The sequence below is a fragment of the Acidisoma sp. C75 genome (assembly GCF_054665095.1).
Map to the genome: position 1 here is coordinate 339,047 of NZ_BAAFHD010000004.1, position 17,536 is coordinate 356,582.

General features: G+C 68.6%; 18 protein-coding genes. 8 read left to right on the forward strand and 10 right to left on the reverse strand.

Going from position 1 to position 17,536, the window contains the following annotated elements:
* Nucleotides 1-73 precede the first annotated feature (73 nt).
* Nucleotides 74-298 (forward strand): DUF3311 domain-containing protein, encoded by a 225-nt coding sequence (locus ACYQ7X_RS07755; RefSeq protein ID WP_459696361.1) that lies wholly within the window; start codon nucleotides 74-76, stop codon nucleotides 296-298.
* Complete coding sequence (mctP, locus tag ACYQ7X_RS07760) at nucleotides 298-1,851, forward strand: monocarboxylate uptake permease MctP (protein WP_459696362.1); 1,554 nt, start codon at nucleotides 298-300, stop codon at nucleotides 1,849-1,851. Before ACYQ7X_RS07755 ends, mctP begins: the two co-directional genes overlap by 1 nt.
* A gap of 172 nt (nucleotides 1,852-2,023) precedes the next feature.
* Here mctP and ACYQ7X_RS07765 read toward each other — a convergent pair whose 3' ends face one another.
* Entirely contained in the window at nucleotides 2,024-2,257 is a 234-nt protein-coding gene (locus tag ACYQ7X_RS07765; protein WP_459696363.1) for a hypothetical protein, read from the reverse strand.
* Nucleotides 2,258-2,467: 210 nt separating this feature from the next.
* Between ACYQ7X_RS07765 and ACYQ7X_RS07770 the strand changes: the two genes are divergently transcribed.
* The 4 genes from ACYQ7X_RS07770 to ACYQ7X_RS07785 all read left to right on the forward strand — a co-directional run bounded on the left by ACYQ7X_RS07770 (nucleotide 2,468) and on the right by ACYQ7X_RS07785 (nucleotide 6,816).
* Nucleotides 2,468-3,325, forward strand: a complete 858-nt coding sequence (locus ACYQ7X_RS07770; RefSeq protein ID WP_459696364.1) for a TIGR01459 family HAD-type hydrolase — start codon at nucleotides 2,468-2,470, stop codon at nucleotides 3,323-3,325.
* Nucleotides 3,326-3,436: 111 nt separating this feature from the next.
* Nucleotides 3,437-5,050, forward strand: coding sequence for a glycosyltransferase (locus ACYQ7X_RS07775; RefSeq protein WP_459696365.1), 1,614 nt, complete (start codon nucleotides 3,437-3,439; stop codon nucleotides 5,048-5,050).
* Nucleotides 5,043-5,744, forward strand: a complete 702-nt coding sequence (locus tag ACYQ7X_RS07780; RefSeq protein ID WP_459696367.1) for a hypothetical protein — start codon at nucleotides 5,043-5,045, stop codon at nucleotides 5,742-5,744. Before ACYQ7X_RS07775 ends, ACYQ7X_RS07780 begins: the two co-directional genes overlap by 8 nt.
* Entirely contained in the window at nucleotides 5,737-6,816 is a 1,080-nt protein-coding gene (locus ACYQ7X_RS07785; protein WP_459696368.1) for a glycosyltransferase family 2 protein, read from the forward strand. The genes ACYQ7X_RS07780 and ACYQ7X_RS07785 overlap by 8 nt, the downstream gene beginning before the upstream one ends.
* On the opposite strand, the gene ACYQ7X_RS07790 is transcribed toward ACYQ7X_RS07785, so the two are convergent.
* From ACYQ7X_RS07790 to miaA, 6 genes are all read right to left on the reverse strand, one after another.
* Nucleotides 6,787-8,157, reverse strand: coding sequence for a hypothetical protein (locus ACYQ7X_RS07790; RefSeq protein ID WP_459696369.1), 1,371 nt, complete (start codon nucleotides 8,155-8,157; stop codon nucleotides 6,787-6,789). The genes ACYQ7X_RS07785 and ACYQ7X_RS07790 overlap by 30 nt on opposite strands.
* Before the next feature lie 185 nt (nucleotides 8,158-8,342).
* Complete coding sequence (gene ppk2, locus ACYQ7X_RS07795; RefSeq protein WP_459696370.1) at nucleotides 8,343-9,266, reverse strand: polyphosphate kinase 2; 924 nt, start codon at nucleotides 9,264-9,266, stop codon at nucleotides 8,343-8,345.
* Nucleotides 9,267-9,429: 163 nt separating this feature from the next.
* Nucleotides 9,430-10,449 carry a ketol-acid reductoisomerase gene (ilvC, locus tag ACYQ7X_RS07800; protein WP_459696371.1) on the reverse strand — a complete coding sequence of 340 codons (1,020 nt, stop codon included), beginning with the start codon at nucleotides 10,447-10,449 and terminating at the stop codon, nucleotides 9,430-9,432.
* Between the two features lie 66 nt (nucleotides 10,450-10,515).
* A complete protein-coding gene (gene ilvN, locus ACYQ7X_RS07805) occupies nucleotides 10,516-11,034 on the reverse strand; it encodes an acetolactate synthase small subunit (protein ID WP_459696372.1) in 519 nt (172 codons plus the stop codon).
* The gene (locus tag ACYQ7X_RS07810) at nucleotides 11,034-12,830 is read right to left on the reverse strand and encodes an acetolactate synthase 3 large subunit (protein WP_459696373.1); all 1,797 of its coding nucleotides are present in this window, start codon (nucleotides 12,828-12,830) and stop codon (nucleotides 11,034-11,036) included. Before ACYQ7X_RS07810 ends, ilvN begins: the two co-directional genes overlap by 1 nt.
* Nucleotides 12,831-12,895: 65 nt before the next feature.
* A complete protein-coding gene (gene miaA, locus ACYQ7X_RS07815) occupies nucleotides 12,896-13,873 on the reverse strand; it encodes a tRNA (adenosine(37)-N6)-dimethylallyltransferase MiaA (protein ID WP_459696374.1) in 978 nt (325 codons plus the stop codon).
* Between the two features lie 92 nt (nucleotides 13,874-13,965).
* Between miaA and serB the strand changes: the two genes are divergently transcribed.
* Nucleotides 13,966-14,838 carry a phosphoserine phosphatase SerB gene (gene serB, locus ACYQ7X_RS07820; RefSeq protein WP_459696375.1) on the forward strand — a complete coding sequence of 291 codons (873 nt, stop codon included), beginning with the start codon at nucleotides 13,966-13,968 and terminating at the stop codon, nucleotides 14,836-14,838.
* Nucleotides 14,839-14,932: 94 nt separating this feature from the next.
* The gene (locus ACYQ7X_RS07825; protein WP_459696376.1) at nucleotides 14,933-15,211 is read left to right on the forward strand and encodes a hypothetical protein; all 279 of its coding nucleotides are present in this window, start codon (nucleotides 14,933-14,935) and stop codon (nucleotides 15,209-15,211) included.
* 31 nt (nucleotides 15,212-15,242) lie between these two features.
* Here the strand turns inward: ACYQ7X_RS07825 and truA are convergent, their stop codons facing one another.
* Genes truA through def form a run of 3 tightly spaced genes read right to left on the reverse strand, consistent with a single transcriptional unit; the run spans nucleotide 15,243 to nucleotide 17,513 of the window.
* The gene (gene truA, locus ACYQ7X_RS07830) at nucleotides 15,243-16,016 is read right to left on the reverse strand and encodes a tRNA pseudouridine(38-40) synthase TruA (RefSeq protein ID WP_459696409.1); all 774 of its coding nucleotides are present in this window, start codon (nucleotides 16,014-16,016) and stop codon (nucleotides 15,243-15,245) included.
* 2 nt (nucleotides 16,017-16,018) lie between these two features.
* Nucleotides 16,019-16,945, reverse strand: a complete 927-nt coding sequence (gene fmt / locus ACYQ7X_RS07835; RefSeq protein ID WP_459696377.1) for a methionyl-tRNA formyltransferase — start codon at nucleotides 16,943-16,945, stop codon at nucleotides 16,019-16,021.
* 25 nt (nucleotides 16,946-16,970) lie between these two features.
* On the reverse strand, nucleotides 16,971-17,513 hold the full coding sequence (gene def, locus ACYQ7X_RS07840) for a peptide deformylase (protein ID WP_459696378.1): 543 nt from the start codon (nucleotides 17,511-17,513) through the stop codon (nucleotides 16,971-16,973).
* Nucleotides 17,514-17,536: the final 23 nt, after the last annotated feature.

Here is a 17,536-nt window from a genome sequence, read left to right on the forward strand (position 1 = left end):
GGGGCGAGGGCGGCTTGGTAGGGAAACCTCAAGCCGCACCGGAGCCGCGGGGCGCGCGCGAGCGGAGGACGCCATGGCACGAAAACCCCCAACCACGGCATGGGCCTGGCGGCTGTTGCTGCTTCTGCCCTTCATCGGCGTCCTCGCGGTCGGCTGCTACAATAGCCAAGGCCCGAGCCTCTGGGGCTTTCCCTTCTTCTACTGGTATCAGATGCTCTGGGTGATCCTCTGCGCGGTGATCATCGCTATTGTTTTCTGGCGCGAAGAGCGTGACGCCGGCCCCGGAGACGATGCGTGATGCAATCACTGGCCCTCCAGCCGGTCGCGCTGGTCGTCTTTCTGATCCTCTTCGTCTTCGTCACCGTGCTCGGCTTTCTCGGCGCCAGATGGCGGCGGGGGGATCTCGATACGCTGCATGAATGGGGCCTCGGCGGCCGGCGCTTCGGCACGCTCGTCGCCTGGTTCCTGCTCGGCGGCGATCTCTACACCGCCTATACCTTCGTCGCGGTGCCGGCGCTGATCTATGGCGTGGGCGCGGTCGGCTTCTTCGCGGTGCCGTACACGATCCTGATCTACCCGGTGCTCTTCGTGGTCTTTCCCAAGCTCTGGCGGATCTGCAAGCGCCATGGCTATCTGACCGCGCCGGAATTCGTCCGCGGCCGCTATGGCAGCCCCGGCCTCTCGCTCGCCATCGCCGTGACCGGCATTCTTGCGACGATGCCCTATATCGCCTTGCAGTTGGTCGGCATGGAGGTGGTGCTGGCGGCGCTCGGCCTCGAAGGGCATGGGCTGATGGCGGAGGTGCCGCTGATCCTCGCCTTCATCGTGCTGGCTGCCTTCACCTACACCAGCGGGCTGCGTGCGCCGGCGATGATCGCGGTCGTCAAGGATCTGCTGATCTACGTGACGGTGATCGCCGCCGCGGTGGTCATTCCGACCCAGCTCGGCGGCTGGGGCAAGATCTTCGCCGCAGTGCCGCCGCAGAAGCTGCTGCTCGCCGCCCCGCATGGCGCGAGCCTCGGCAGCTACGGCGCCTATGCGACGCTCGCGCTCGGCTCGGCGCTCGCGCTTTTTCTCTACCCCCATTCGATGACGGCGATCCTCTCGGCCAATGGCGGGCGGGTGATCAAGCGCAACGCGGCGCTGCTGCCCGCCTATTCCCTGGTGCTCGGCCTGCTCGCGCTGCTCGGCTTCATGGCGATCGCCGATGGCGTCGCGCATGATCCGCGCTACGCCGCCGGCTTCGCCCAGTACAAGGGGAATTTCGCGGTGCCGGCGCTGATGCTCAAGGCATTTCCGCAATGGTTCGCAGGTCTCGCCTTCGCGGCGATCGCCATCGGCGCGCTGGTGCCGGCCTCGATCATGTCGATCGCGACGGCGAATATCTTCACGCGCGATATCTACAAGGCCTTCCTCAAGCCGGGTGCCACCGATCTTGAGGAATCCCGCATGGCCAAGCTCATTTCGCTCATCGTCAAGCTCGGCGCACTCGGCTTCATCCTCGCCCTGCCGGCGGCGGCGGCCATCCAGTTCCAGCTGCTCGGCGGCATCTGGATCATCCAGACCTTGCCCGCCGTGTTCTGCGGCATCACCCGAATGCGGATGCGGGCGGGGGCGCTGCTCACCGGCTGGGCGGCGGGGATGGTGGTGGGCACCGCCATGGCGGCCTCTACCGGCTTCAAAGCCGCGATCTTTCCGCTGCATCTGGGCGGCGTCTTCGCCCCCGGCTATGCCGCGCTTTATGCGCTCATCGTCAATCTGGTGGTGAGCTTCGCGCTCTCCTTCCTGCAGAATGCGATGAGCGGTGAGGGCGCGCGCGAGCGCGAGGCGGTGCGGCGGCTCGAAATCTGACGATCCCCTGGCATGGGAGCCGCTCGCGGCGCTTCGATGCGACCGGCCGGGCGCGTGATGAGCCTGCCTCAACGCGGAGCCTGGTCAGATGGGTCATCTGACCAGGTGACGATGCCCGCCCATCCAAGGCGCGAGAGCGGATGGGCGGGCGCTTCAGCGGCTATGGACCGCGTTAGCCACCGCTGCCGTTGCCCGCGCCGCCGCCAGGGGCGGTCGGCGCCGCGCCGGTCGTATTGGTGCTCGGCACCGAGCCGGTCACCGGATTGACGGGCGAGGTGGTGGCGGGCGAGGGGGCCATCGGCGAGGTCGGCGCCGGTTCCTTGGCCATCGTTCCGGGCTCTGCGCAGGCGGCGAGGCCGAGGACGAGGCCGGCGACGGGGAGCACCATTTTGAGCGTTCTGATCATCGGACCTTCCTCCATGCGATCATTGTCCGATGGTGGAGGTGAGGTGCGGGCGAGGGGCCGCAATGCGGATCCGCGGGCACAAAGGCGTGACGAAGCGCGGCGGGGCAATCGTTCCTACTGCCGCCCGCCGCCGAACCGCCGGGGCTCGGCCTCGGCTTCCATCGTTGGCCCTCATCTCGCCCGCCATCCCATCGCCTGTCGGAGCTTGCCGTGCCAGAACCGCGCCTGATCGAAACGATTGCGGAGATCGCCGCGGAGGCGGATGCCTTCCTGCTCGACCAGTTCGGCACCTTGCATGACGGGGCGCGGCTTTATCCCGGCGTGGCCGCGCGCCTGCGCCAGCTGCGGCAGGATGGCAAGCGCATCATCATCCTCTCCAACTCCGGCAAGCGTGCGGCCGCCAATGCCGCGCGCCTCGCCGCGCTCGGCCTCTCTGGCGATCATTATGATAGCGTTCTGACATCTGGCGAGGTCGCCTGGCAGCTGCTGGCAGGGCGGCATTTGCCGGGCCTCGTCTCGGCGAGGCGCTGCCTGCTGCTCTCGCGCGGGGAGGATGCGGCGGCGCTTGCGGGTTTGGATCTGTGGGCGGTCGCCGACCCCAGCGAGGCGGATTTCATCCTCCTTCTCGGCAGCGAGGCGGATCGGATCGGGCTCGAAGCCTATCGCGCGCTGCTCGCCCCGGCGGCGGCGCATGGCCTGCCCTGCCTTTGTGCCAATCCGGATCTCGACATGGTGCTGGGAGAGGGCCGCACCGCCCCGGCGCCAGGCGCCATCGCCGCGCTCTACGCCGCGATGGGCGGGCCCGTTACCCTCATCGGCAAGCCCGGCGGCAGCATCTACGAGGCGGCCTTCCGCCTGCTCGCGCCGCTGCTCGGCCGCCCCGCGGACCGCGGCCGCATCTGGGCGGTAGGGGATAGTCTCGCCCATGATATCGCTGGCGCCGCGGCGCAAGGCTGCCCTGGGCTGCTGATAAGGAGCGGCCTGGCTGCCGATCTGGAGGGGGAGAGGCTCGCGGCGGCGATGCGCCGGGAAGCCGCCTGGCCGGATGCCGTGGCCGCCCGCTTCTGACCTCACCAACAGAAGTCGCGCTGGGCGACAGCGGCCTTGTGCTTCAGGGTTGCAGTCACCAAGCTTGCCTCCCTATACGGACTCAGCATGAGCAGAGCCGAGGAGAGCCCCGTGTCGCCTGATGATTTGTCCGCTGGCCCCTCCGGCTCGGTGGGCAGCGAGGACGCAAAGGGCTTTGCCGCCGCACCAGCGGATGGGGCGGATGAGCGGCAGGCCCTTCTGCGCGAGGCCATCCTCCGTCGCGAGGTCGCGCTGCTGACCGAGCTGGTCAAGGACCGCAGCCACGCCGTCGAGGGGTATCGGGCAGCGCTCGGCGATCTCGCGGGGCATGGCCGGGACGCCGAGATTGCGGCGCTCCATGCCCGGCTTGCCGCGAAAGACGCGCTGCTCCGCGCGCTTTATGCCTCCACCTCCTGGCGGCTGACGGCGCCGCTCCGCCGGGCGGTCGCTCTGCTCCGTGGCCTTGGCGTGCCGCATCCGGAGGCGGCGATCGCGGAAACCGATCGCGCCGGCCTGGCGCCTTCCACGCTCCCATCGGGTCTGCTTACAGGGCCTGCCCCCGCCAAGCCTCTGCAATCGGCCGGCAGCGCGCGCCCGGCGCTCGGCGATCTCGTCATCATCTCAGACCATCTGCCCTTGTTCGATCGGCAAAGCGGCGGGCTGCGCCTGCACACGCTGATTGGCATGATCGCGAAGCTCGGCTGGCGGGTGACCTTCTGTTCCTTCCTGCCCATCGCACTCCCCGATACGCTGGCGCCGGAGGCCGAGCGCCGACGCTACGAGGAGGCGCTGCGGCAGGCCGGCGTCGTCCGCATCTCCTACGGGCTTGACGGCATGCGCGAGACGCTGGCCGAACTCGGCGAAAGCCTTCGCATGGCGCTGGTGAGCTTCCCGATCGTCGCCACCGAGGTCATCCCCATCCTGCGCACCCATTGCCCCTGGGCGCGCGTGCTCTTCGATACCGTCGATCTGCATTTCCTGCGGGTTGGGCGGGAGGCGGCGCTCAGGCAAAGCGAGGCGCTCCGCACCGAGGCGGAGCGGCTGCGGGCGCTCGAATTCTCCTGCATGCGGATGGCGGATGTCACGATCACGGTGACCGAGGCAGAGCGGCGGATGCTGCTCGATCTGCTGCCCGATGTCGTGGTCGAAACCATCCCCAATGTCTTCGTCCCGCCGCAGCGCCCGCTGCGGGGGCCGGATGGCCGCGCCGGGTTGCTCTTCCTCGGCGGCTTTCAGCATGAGCCGAATACCGACGCCGTGCTCTGGTTCGCGCGCGAGATTTTCCCGCGTGTGCGCGAGCGGGCGCCCGGGGCGCGCTTTCGCGTCGTGGGTGCCGAAGTACCGCCCGAGATTGCGGCGCTGGCCACCGAACCCGGGATCGAGATCGTGGGCTACGTCGCGGATCTCACGCCCGTCTTCGATCAGGCGCGGATGATGGTCGCACCCCTGCGCTACGGCGCCGGAATGAAGGGCAAGGTCGGGCAGGCGATGATCAGCGGTCTGCCGGTTGTTGCCACCGCCATCGGCGCCGAAGGCATGGCGGCCGAGGATGGGCGGCACCTGTTGATCGCCGACGATGCCGCGGGCTTCGCTGAGCATGTGCTCGCCTTGCTGGAGGACGACCGGCTGTGGCGCAGCCTGCAGGAGAATGGCCATGCGCTGATCGACGCCACTCTCTCGGAGCGGGCAGTGGCCGAACAGGTGGCGCGGCTCTTTCATGTCTAAGGTTCTTCTCGCCGGCATCTATCTCGCCCATCGGCCCAACACGGCGGCGCATATCGCCTATCAATGCGCGAGCAGCCGCGACCATGCCGTGACGCAGCGCTGGGCGGCGGTCGCCCTCGGCGGCGCGGGGCTCAGCGACCTGCCGGGCACCATCGCCCGCTATACCGAGGTGACGCCCAAATTCACCATCATCGACGCGCTGACCGCCGATGCCGGCGATTTCGATTGGCTGCTCATCTCCGATGACGATGTCGAACTGCCGGACGGCTTCATCGACTGCTTCCTCGCGCTGGCCGGGCAGTTCGATTTCGCGCTCTGCCAGCCGGCACGCACGATCGACAGCTACATCGATCATGGCCTCGTCATGCAGGCGCCGGGGCTGCTCGCCCGGCGCACGCGCTTCGTCGAGATCGGGCCCTTCGTCGCCATCCGGCGCGATGCGATGCGCCACCTGCTGCCCTTCGGGCCGGAGGCCGGGATGGGATGGGGGCTCGATTTCATCTGGCCGGTGACGATGGAGCGCGCGGGGCTACGCCTCGGCGTGATCGACGCCGCGCCGATCGCGCATCGCATGCGCAAGCCCGTCACCGGTTACGACCACGGCACGGAATCCCGCGCCATGTTCGAGCGCATGGCGCTCAACCCCTATCTGCCGCATGAGGAAGCCTTCACGGTGCTGGAAGCCTATGCCTGAGCAACCCGAGATCGCGGCGATCCTCACCACCTATAACCGGGCTCATCTGCTGCCGCGCGTGCTCGAGGGGTTCATCCACCAGCGCCTCGCGCCCGACCGGTTCGAACTGGTGGTGATCGACGACGGCTCGGCCGACGACACCCAGGCGGTGCTCGCCGGTTTCGCTGACCGGCTGCCGATGATGCGCGTCTTCCGCCAGAATCAGGCGGGCCTGGCGGCGGCCAAGAATTTCGGCATCTTCGTCAGCCGTGCGCCGATCCTGCTTTTCCTCGACGATGACGACGTGCCGCAGCCGAGCTTGTTGACCGCGCATCTCGCCGGGCATCTGCGCTTCCCCGCTCTGGGCACCGTCATCCTCGGCTATACTGAGCTTGCGCCGGAGATCGCGGATCTACCGCTGATGCGCCATGTCACCGGTGCGGGGGGGCAGCTTTTCAGCCAGGATTGGATGAGCCCGGGGCAGGTGCTGACATTCCGCGAATTCTGGGGCGGGCGCAGTTCAGCCAAGCGCAAGCTGCTGACGGAGTTCGGCGTGTTCAACCCGATCTTCCGCTTCGGCTGCGAGGATATCGAGCTGGCCTGGCGGCTCGAAGCCTTGCAGGGGCTGACCGTGATCTTCGAGCCTTCCGCCCGCACAACCATGATCCGCGCGCTCAGCTTCGATGATTTCTGTCGCCGCTCGATCCGGCAGGGGCGATCGCAATGGGCCTTCGCCATGCTGCACGGCACGCAGACGGTGCGGGATTATTGCGAAATCGATGCCGCCCTGGCTGCCTGGGAGGTGAGCCGGCGAGATTATGCCGCTATCCTGCGGCGCACCCGCGCGCTTGATCTGGCCTTGCAGGCGCGGGGGGCGGATATGGCACCGCTGACGGCGGAAACCCGGGCTGATATCGACGCGGCCTACCGGCGCGCCTTCTTTCTCAGCCGGGCCAAGGGTGTTGCTGATGCGCGGGGCTTCCCGCCGCCGCTGCGCCCGCCCGAGCCCGCCGAGGTCGCGTGTATGGGCCTGCTCGACCGGCAGAAGACGCTGCCGCGTCTTTCACCGCGCGCGCGGGAAGGCATCGCGTAGCCCATCGGCGATTTGCGGCCGCGCGGAGCCGGAAGCGGAGGCGAGCAGCGGTTCGAGGATTGCAGGCGGGAATGGCTGCCAGCCGCCGCCGGGCGGGTTGGCGATGAGGCTGGCGAGCCCCGGCCGCGGCGCGAGCCAGAGGCTCATCAGCGGGGTGGACCAGGGCCAGCTGAAATCCCGCAGGTTTCGGCGCGCGGTTTCGCTCGGCAGCCGGGCCATCGCCTGCTCCCACGGGATGATGCCGTGGCCTTGCGCCAGGATCAGGCGCATATCGGCGGTATAGCCCAGCCAGCCGAGCGTCGCCCGGGCATCGGCCAAGGCGAGGCTGAGCGCGAGAAGGCTGAGGAGCGGCACTAGTCGGGCCACCTCCACAACCGGCACCCGCCAGGCGCGGGCGAGCAGGAGCGCGAGCATCGCGGGGCCAGAGACGAGGCAGAGATTGCTCCGCGCGGCGAAACTCGCGGCCGCGACCGGCTGCAGCCAGAGCGCGAGCGCGCCGCCCACGGCGAAGGCGAGGCCGAGCACCGCCCAGCCCCAGCGCCGCGCCCGGCCTTCGAGCCAGGCCACCGGCAGCACCGCCACCGCAAGCAGGCCAAGCCAGGCCGGCATGTTCGGCCGACCTTCTGCCCAAAGCCAGCGGCAGGAGATGACATCGGCCAGCAAGGAGGCGCGATTGCCGGGCAGCCGGGGAAAGAGCAGATCATGCAGGCTGATGAGTGCGGCGGCCAGCAGCAGCAGGATGATCAGGCCGAGGATGCGCCGCGGCCAGGGGCCGCGCTGCCCGGGCCCGACACCCTCCTGCCGATAGCGCCAGACCCCCGCGAGCGCGAGCAAGGGGGCGAGGAAGGCATTCGCCTCGTAGAGCCGGAGCGCGCCGAGCGCGAGCAGCAGGGCGAGCAGGCGCGGACGCCATCCCGCGCCGCCCCAGAGTAGCAGCAGAAACAACGCCCAGAGATAGGCTGCGGCGGTATTCCCGTCGCCGATGCTGGCGATGCTGGAGGCCATGCCGAAGGCGAGCCAGAGAAAGAGGGGCACCAGCGCCCAGGGCCGCGTCGCTACCGGCAGGGCAGCGGCAGCGAGGGCGAGGAGGGCGAGGGGCAGCAGATTGGTCGTCAGGCTGAACAGGGCGGCGATCGCCAGCGGGCCGCCGATACCGAGATGGAGCGCGAGGGCCGCCGGGCTTTGCGCCAGCACCTGCGCGGTCAGCCTTGCCGGCTCCATGATGAAGTAGCCGTGCCGCAGCCAGATTTGCGCCGCGTAGAAAGCGCCATCGGCGAAGAGCCCGCGCAGCGAAAGGCCGGCCCAGCACTGCGTTGCGGCGAGGCAGGCGAGCGCGGGCATGAGGAGGGCCGCGGCCGCGCCGGGCCGCGAAACAGCCGGCCAGGCTGCTCGCGCGGCGGCACTCGGCCCTAGGCGGGTGGGGGCAAGCTCGGCTCCGGTCTCACTCATGCCGAAAGTGTAATGAAACTGCTTGCCCGGCGCCAGGACAGGCTTCGGCTTCGGGCCGCCCCCCGCGATCAACTTTTTCAGTAAACCGATGGCACATGCATCTCGGGCGGGATCGGCCCGCGGATATAATCGGGGTTGCGCACCCGCTCGGGCAGGATCACCGGCGGGTGGGCAACCTCGCCATGCGGGATCTGGCTCAGCAGGTGGTGGATGCAATTGAGCCGGGCGCGTTTCTTGTCCACCGCCTCCACCACCCACCATCGCGCCTCGGGGATATGGGTGTGCTCCAGCATCGCTTCCTTGGCCTTGGTGTACTGCTCCCAGCGGCGGCGGCTTTCGAGGTCCATCGGGCTCAGCTTCCATTGCTTCAGCGGATCGTTGATCCGCATCTGAAAGCGCAGGTGCTGCTCCTCATCAGTGATCGAGAACCAGTATTTGATGAGGATGATGCCCGAGCGGACCAGCATCCGCTCGAACTCCGGCACGTCCTGGAAGAAGCGGTCCACATCCTCGTCGGTGCAGAAGCCCATCACGCGCTCGACCCCGGCGCGGTTGTACCAGCTGCGATCGAAGAGCACCATTTCGCCGCCGGCCGGCAGATGGGAGACGTAGCGTTGGAAATACCACTGCGTGCGCTCCCGCTCGCTCGGCGCAGGGAGGGCCGCGACCCGGCAGACGCGCGGATTGAGCCGCTGGGTGATGCGCTTGATGGCGCCGCCCTTGCCGGCGGCATCGCGCCCCTCGAACAGCACGACGACCTTCAGCTTGTTGTGCTGCACCCAGTCCTGCAAGCGCACGAGTTCGCCCTGCAGGCGGAAGAGTTCGGAGAAATAGACGCGCCGGTCCATCCCGCGCCCCGGCGGCCGCGCCTGCTCGCCATAGGCGAGCTCGGCCAGCCGCTCGTCGTCGATCTCCATCTCCAGCTCCTCGTCGAAGCTGTCGAGAAATTCGGCGCGGAGGCCATCGAGGACTGCCTTGTGATCGATCTCGCCGGGGTTCATCGGTCTCCGCCTGGTGCTCATGGTTCACATGCCCCGTCCCGGGGCGGAGCGAAGCATAGTGCGCGGCCGGCTGCTGTGGCTAATGACTCTCTGGCTGCAAATGAAAACGGCTGCCGCTTGCGCGCGGCAGCCGTTCGTCACGCCCCTGGAGCTAGTCCGGCGGTCAGTTCTTCGCCTTGTCCACCAGGCGGTTCTTGGAGATCCAGGGCATCATGCCGCGGAGCTTCTCGCCAACTTCCTCGATCGGATGCTCGGCGAGGCGCCGGCGCGTCGCCTTGAAGCTCGACTGGTTGACGCGGTTTTCCAGCATCCAGTCCCGCGCGAAGCGGCCGGACTGGATATCGTCCAGCACACGCTTCATCTCGGCCTTGGTCTCACTCGTGATGATGCGCGGGCCGGTGACGTATTCGCCGTATTCAGCGGTGTTCGAGATCGAGTAGTTCATATTGGCGATGCCGCCCTCATAGATGAGGTCGACGATGAGCTTCACCTCGTGCAGGCACTCGAAATAGGCCATCTCGGGCGCGTAGCCGGCTTCCACCAGCGTCTCGAACCCGGCCTTGATGAGCTCGACCAGGCCGCCGCAGAGCACGACCTGCTCGCCGAAAAGATCGGTCTCGCATTCTTCCTTGAAGGTCGTCTCGATGATGCCGGCGCGGCCGCCGCCGACGGCGGAGGCGTAGGAGAGGGCGATATCCATGGCGTTGCCGGACTTGTCCTGCGCGACCGCGACGAGGCAGGGCACGCCGCCGCCCTTCTGGTATTCGCCGCGCACGGTGTGCCCCGGGCCCTTCGGCGCGATCATGAAGACGTCGATATCGTCGCGCGGGTCGAGCAGGTTGAAGTGGACGTTGAGGCCGTGGGCGAAGGCGAGCGCGGCACCCGGCTTCATGTTGGCATGCAGCTTTTCGCGGTAGAGATCGCCCTGGCCCTCATCCGGGGTCAGCACCATCACCACATCGGCCCATTGGGCGGCTTCCGCCGGGTCCATCACCTGAAAGCCCGCCGCTTCCGCCTTCTTGGCGCTGCCGGAACCGGGGCGAAGCCCGATCGCCATCTCGCGCACGCCGCTATCCTTGAGGTTCAGCGCATGGGCATGGCCCTGGCTGCCGAAGCCGATGATCGCGACCTTCTTGCCTTTGATGAGGTTCACGTCGGCGTCGCGATCGTAATAGACTCGCATGGTTACTCGTCTCCTATGGAAAACAGCCGCGCCCCATGGCGCGCTTCGGCCGGGCAGCCCGGGGCGTCAGGTTATCGTCTTGGTTCCACGGGCGATCGCCGCCACACCGCTCCGGGAAATCTCGGCAAGCCCCAAGGGGCGCATGAGGTCGAGGAAGGCGTCGATCTTCTCGGTCGCGCCCGTCAGTTCGAACACGAAGCTCTCGATCGTCGTGTCCACGATCTTGGCGCGGAAGGCTTCCGCGATGCGCAGCGCCTCCACCCGCACCTCGCCCTTGCCGCAGACCTTGACGAGGGCGAGCTCGCGCGCGACGTGCGGCCCTTCGGCGGTGAGATCCGCGACCTTGTGGACCGGCACGAGGCGGAAAAGCTGCGCCTTGATCTGCTCGATCACGAGATCGGTTCCCCGCGTCACCACGGTGATGCGGCTGCGGGAGAGATCCTGGTCCACCGGGGCGACCGTCAGGCTGTCGATATTATAGCCGCGGCCCGAGAAGAGCCCGATGACGCGGGCGAGAACGCCCGCTTCGTTTTCCACCAACACGGAAATGGTGGCGCTGCGCTGCCCGTTCGTGGTTTCAGCCATCACACCAGCACCATTCCGGCATCGGTCACCTCAGCATTGTTGCGATGCCGGTCCGGCCCCAGCAGCATCTCGTTATGCGCAGCACCGGAGGGGATCATGGGATAGACGTTCTCCCCCTGGTCGACCGCGATATCGGCGATGACGGCACGATCGCAGCGGAGCATCTCCAAGATAACCCGGTCGAGATCATCGATCGTCGTCGCCCGCATGCCGACCGCGTGGAAGCTATCGGCGAGCTTCACAAAATCCGGCAGTGCTTCGCTATAGCTTTCGGAATAGCGGCTGCCGTGCAGCAGCTCCTGCCACTGGCGGACCATGCCCATATACTGGTTGTTGAGGATGAAGACCTTCACCGGCAGCCGGTACTGGGCGAGCGTCCCCATCTCCTGAATGTTCATCAGGATCGAGGCTTCACCCGCGATGTCGATCACGAGCGCATCGGGATGCGCCACCTGCACGCCCATGGCGGCGGGCAGGCCGTAGCCCATGGTGCCGAGCCCGCCGCTCGTCATCCAGCGATTGGGCCGCTCGAAGCCGAAATGCTGGGCCGCCCACATCTGATGCTGGCCGACCTCGGTGGTGATGAAGGTGTCGCGCCCGCTCTGGCGGGTCAGCTCATAGAGCCGGCGGATCGCCTGCTGCGGCTTGATGATCGAGCCCGGGGCCTCCGGCTGGATGAAAGCGAGGCTGCGCTTTTCGCGCCACTGGTCGATCTGGCGCCACCAGGCGGTGATCGCCGCCCGCTCCGGCTGCGCATCCTCGGCCCGGATCAGATCGAGCAGGGCGCGCAGCACCCGTGCGGCATCGCCGACGATCGGCACATCCACCACCACGTTCTTGTTGATGTTGGAGGCGTCGATATCGGCGTGGATCTTTTTCGAATGCGGGCTGAAGGCATTGAGCCGCCCGGTCACGCGGTCGTCGAAGCGGGCGCCGATATTGATCATCACGTCGCAGCCATGCATCGCCATGTTCGCTTCGTAGGTGCCGTGCATGCCGAGCATCCCGAGGAAATGCGGGTCGCTCGCCGGCAGGGCGCCCAAGCCCATCAGCGTATTGGTGCAGGGGATTCCGGTCTCGGCCACCAGCTCCCGCAGCAGGGCGGAGGCCTCGGGCCCGGCATTGATGATCCCGCCGCCAGTATAGAGGACGGGCCGGCGCGCCGCGCGGATCAGCGCCACCGCCGCCTCGATCGCGGAGCGGTCGGGCTCCGCCTGCGGGCGATAGCTGCGATGCGGGGCGGTCGGCGCCGGCTCGTAGGGCGCCGGGTTGATGAGGATATCCTTCGGCAGGTCGATCACCACCGGACCCGGGCGGCCGCTGCGGGCGACGTAGAAGGCTTCATGCACGATGCGCGCGAGATCGGCCGATTTCTTGACGAGGTAGTTGTGCTTCGTCGCCGGACGGGTGATGCCGACGGTATCAGCCTCCTGGAAGGCATCATTGCCGATCAGATGCGTCGGCACCTGGCCGGTGAGGCAGACGAGGGGGATGCTGTCCATCAGCGCGTCCACCAGGCCGGTCACGGCATTGGTGGCGCCGGGGCCGCTCGTCACCAGCACGCAGCCGACCTTGCCGGTGCTGCGGGCATAGCCTTCCGCCGCATGCACCGCCGCCTGCTCATGGCGGACGAGGATGTGGCGGATAGCGTTCTGCTGGAAGATCGCATCGTAAATCGGCAGGACGGCGCCGCCGGGATAGCCGAAAATGACCTCGACGCCCTGCTCCTTCAGCGCGCGAAGGAGCACTTGCGCGCCCGCGGCGGGGAGTTCGGCGTGGTTCACTGAGGCATTCATGGCAGTCCCTCGACATGCGAGCCTGGTTGCGGGGAGAGGGTAATGAACCGAGCCGCGCCCTCGCGTCAACCGCTATCGCGAATAAAACGAGTCAGATCTGCTATTCCGCTTTCCAGAAATTGCGCGTCGGGCCCGATTTGCGCATGGATCATATGCAAATGCTCCTCCCCGGCGAGTTCGTGGTGGCGGAACCAGGTGCTCTGCCGCTTGATGTACTGCGTCGTATTGGCGACCGCCTGGGCGCGCGCGGCGTCGAGGCTCATCTCGCCGCGCAGATGCCGGGCGAGTTCCGGCACGCCATGGGCGCGCATGGCGGGAAGCGCCGGATCCAGCCCCTGGGCGAGCAGGCTGCGCACCTCGTCGAGCGCGCCGGCCGCGAGCATGGCTGCGAAACGATCGGCCGCCGCGCGATGCAGATCGGCACGGGGGGGATCGAGCCGGATGGCGCGGAAGCGCCAGGGCGGTGGCGGCAGGCGCGGCTCCCGCCGCCAGGAGGCGAGGCCGCGCCCGGTGCTCAGCACCACCTCATAGGCACGGGCGATGCGCTGCCCATCGCTCGGGCGGAGCTCGGCGGCGGTTTCCGCGTCCTGTTCGGCGAGCAGCGCGTGGAGCGCCGGGGCGCCGACGGAGGCGAGGGCGGCGCGCGCTTCCCGTCGCGCTTCCGGGCTGATCGGCGGGATTTCGGCCAGCCCATGCCGCAGGGCCGAGAAATAGAGGCCGGTGCCGCCGCAGAGGATAGGCATCAGGCCGCGCGCATGGGCTTCCCCCATTTCGCCGAGGGCCGCTTCCCGCCACCAGGCGACATGGCCGGGCTCCGCCGCCGGGCGCACGCCGTAGAGCGCATGCGGCACCCGGGCCTCATCCTCGGCGCTCGGCCGGGCGGTGAGGATGCGCAGCTCACGATAGATCTGCATCGAGTCGGCATTGATGACCACGCCGCCCAAGGCTTCGGCGAGGGCGAGGGCGAGGGCGGATTTGCCGCTGCAGGTCGGCCCCGCGATGAAGAGCGCCAGCGGCAGCCGCGCGCCCATCCCGCCGCTCATGACGCCGCCGGGGCCGCGCCCGCCATCGCCTGCCTCCCATTCCCCCAATTCACCTTGCGCATGCCGCGTCCTCCCGCCAGTGTCCGCCGCCCATGCGCCAGATTCTCACCCTCGTCGCCGATCGCCGCGCGACCACGCTCTCCCTCGCCCAGATCCGCCGCGTGGCGGAGGCGCTGCGCGCAGGGCCGCCCGTTATCCTGAGCGATGGCGAGGCGGCCGACATCCCGCTCGACACCCCGCCCGATCCGGTGCTGATTCAGGAAGCCCTGGCCAACGCCCCGGTGGATGCCATCGTCACCAAGGCGCGGGGGCGGCGCAAGGGCCTTCTGGTCGCGGATATGGACAGCACCATCGTCACCAGCGAAACCCTGGACGAGCTCGCCGCCTATGCCGGGCGCAAGGCCGAGATTGAGGCGATCACCCGCCGCAGCATGAATGGCGAGATTGATTTCGCGGAGGCGCTGCGGGCGCGCGTCGCCATGCTGCGCGGCCTCACCCTCGATGCGCTGGAGAAGACCTGGGCGCGGACAGAGCTGATGCCCGGCGCGCGGGAACTCATCGCCACCATGCGGGCCCATAATGCGCAGACCGTCCTCGTCTCCGGCGGCTTTACCTTTTTTACCGGCCGCGTGGCCGAGGCGCTTGGCTTTGATGGGCACTATGCCAATATCCTGGAGGATGACGGCGTGGCGCTCACCGGCGAAGTCCGCGAACCCATTCTCGACCGCGATGCCAAGAAGGCGACCTTGCTGCGCCTGGCCGAGGAGCGCGGCCTCAAGCTTGCCGCGACGCTCGCGGTGGGTGACGGCGCGAACGACCTCGCCATGCTGGCCTCCGCCGGCCTCGGCATCGCCTACCACGCCAAGCCGATCGTGGCGCGGGAAGCGAAGGCGAGGGTGGACCATGCCGACCTGCGCGCCTTGCTCTTCGCTCAGGGCTATCCGGCCTCGGCCTTCGTCGGCTGAGCCCGTCGAGACGCGCGGCCTTCGCCGGCACCGTGGCAGGCTGCCGCGATGGCGGCACGTCGCTTCGCCAGACAATTCGCTCTAGGAGGCTTCCATGGCTACGACGCCTGTGCATGACTGGCTCAAGCCGCGGCTCGACGCCCTGGTGGAAGAGGGGCTGAAACAGGGGATGGCGCGGGACGTGCTCGTCGCCGTCATCACCGATATCGTTGCTGGTCCGGGCTACAATCGCGCGGTGGTGACGGAACAGGACGCCCCGCAGCCGGATGGCCGGACCGATCCGCGGCGCGAGCCGATCCCCACGAGCACGCTGCCGGTGACGCGGGACGAGTGGTACACTTATACCTCGATCTCGACCCAGCCGGACTTCTGAGCTGCGCGGCGCCGCGGCCTCTCACTCAGCCTCAGCCGCGCTCATCCGTCCGGTGGAAGAGCGCCGGCTCGTAATCCACGCCCATGAAGGTGAGGCCATCCGGCGGCGCGGTGGGGCCGGCGGCCGCGCGATTGCGGGCGGCAAGCGCCGATGCCATGCGGAGTGGTTCCCAGGCGCCGTCTCCCACCAGTTTGAGCGTGCCGACCATGTTGCGCACCTGATGGTGCAGGAAGCTCCGCGCCTCAGCCTCGATGATGATGAACACGCCATCGCGCCGCACCTCCAGCCGGTCGAGCGTGCGGAGCGGCGATTTCGCCTGGCAACTCGCCGCGCGGAAGGAGGTGAAATCATGCCGGCCGACGAGGTGGCGGGCGGCCTCCGCCATCGCCCCCGCCTCCAGCCCATGCGGCACATGCCAGACGTGGCCGAAGCCGAGCGCCGGCCGGGCGCGGCGGTTGAGAATGACGTAGCGATAGCGGCGGCGGAGGGCATCGAAGCGGGGGTGCCAATCGGCGGGCGCGGCCCGGGCCTCCACCACCGCCACGGCATGGGGCTTCATGTGGAAGTTGAGCGCCTCCTGCACCCGCTCGGGCGGCAAGTCCTTCGGCAATTCGATCATCGCGACCTGGCCCGCCGCATGCACGCCGGCATCCGTTCGCCCGGCGATCGCCGCGGCGATGGGCATGCCGCCGGCGAGCTGTGCCGCCGCCGTCTCCAGAACCTCCTGGATGGAAAGCCCCTGCGCCTGCCGCTGCCAGCCGACGAAGCCGCGCCCGTCATATTCCAGCAGAAGGGCGTAGCGCATGCTCATGCGCCGAGGCGCGTGCCCGGGGGGATGGGCGTGCCGCGGAGGAAGTCCGCCGCCGCCATCGCCGCCCGCCCGGCGCGCTGAACGGCGAGCAGGCGGAGCGCCCCGCCGCCGCAGGCGACGGTCAGCCGGTCGTCCAGCACCGCGCCGGGGGGAGCGGCGGCGGCGGCGGTTTCGGCCTCCGGGCAGAGCGCGGCATCGAGCACCTTGAGCATCTCGCCACCGAGGGTGGTGAAGCTTCCGGGCCAGGGGTCGAAGGCACGGATCTGCCGCTCGATCGCGGCGGCCGGCAGGCCCCAGGCGATCTGGCCATCGGCGCGGCTGAGGCGCGGCGCGTAGCTGGCGCCTTCCGCCGGTTGGGGCCGTGGCGGCGGATCCTCGGCAAGCACCCGCAGGATGAGATCGGCGCCGAGCGCGGCCAGCCGGTCATGCACATCGCCGAGCCGGTCGGCCGGGCCGATCGGGCTGCGCGCGGCGAGCAGCATCGGCCCGGTATCGAGCCCTTCATCCATCTGCATGATGGTGATGCCGGTTTCGGCATCGCCCGCGCGAATGGCGGCATGGATCGGGGCAGCGCCCCGCCAGCGGGGCAGCAGGCTGGCATGGATGTTGATGCAGCCGCGCCGCGGCGCCATGAGCCAGTCGGCCGGCAGGATGAGGCCATAGGCCGCGACCACCGCGGCATCGAGATCGAGCGCGCGGAACTCGGCCAGAGCCGCCGCATCGCCGCGCAGCTTCGCCGGATGGCGGACGGTAACCCCCAGGGCTTCGGCCGCCTTCTGCACGGGGCAGGCCTGCACCGCCTGGCCACGCCCGGCCGGCCGCGGCGGCTGGCAATAGACGGAGACGACCGCATGCCCCGCGGCCGCCAGCGCGCGGAGTGCGGGGACCGCGAAATCGGGGCTGCCCATGAAGGCCAGGCGCATGCGGCGGCGCTCCCTGCTTGCTGTTTCAGCCCTGCTTTCGCAGGCGTTTTTCCTTGGCCATCTTGCGCAGGATGATGTTGCGCTTGAGGGCGGAGAGATGATCGACGAAGAGCACCCCGTCCAGATGGTCGATCTCGTGCTGCAGGCAGGTGGCGAGCAGCCCCTCGGCCTCGATCACCTGAGAAGCGCCCTCCAGATCCTCGTAGGAGACCGTCACCCGCGCCGGGCGGGTGACATCGGCATAGTGCCCCGGGATCGAGAGGCAGCCTTCCTCACGGGTGGCAAGCTCCTCGCTCACTGCTTCGATGCGCGGATTGACGAGGACGATCGGCGCTTTCTGCTCATCGGCCTGCAAGTCTATCACGGCGAGGCGGAGATCGGCACCCACCTGCGGGGCAGCGAGCCCGATGCCGGGGGCGGCATACATGGTGGCGAGCATCTGCTCCGCGAGCGCGCGGGCGAAGGCACGGTCAGCCTGCGCGACGGGGCGGGTTTTCGTCTTGAGGCGCGGGTCCGGCGCGATGACGAGCGGAAGGATATCGGTGGTCGGGGCGGGGTCTGCGGACATGGCCGGGATGTAGCGGCCTCACG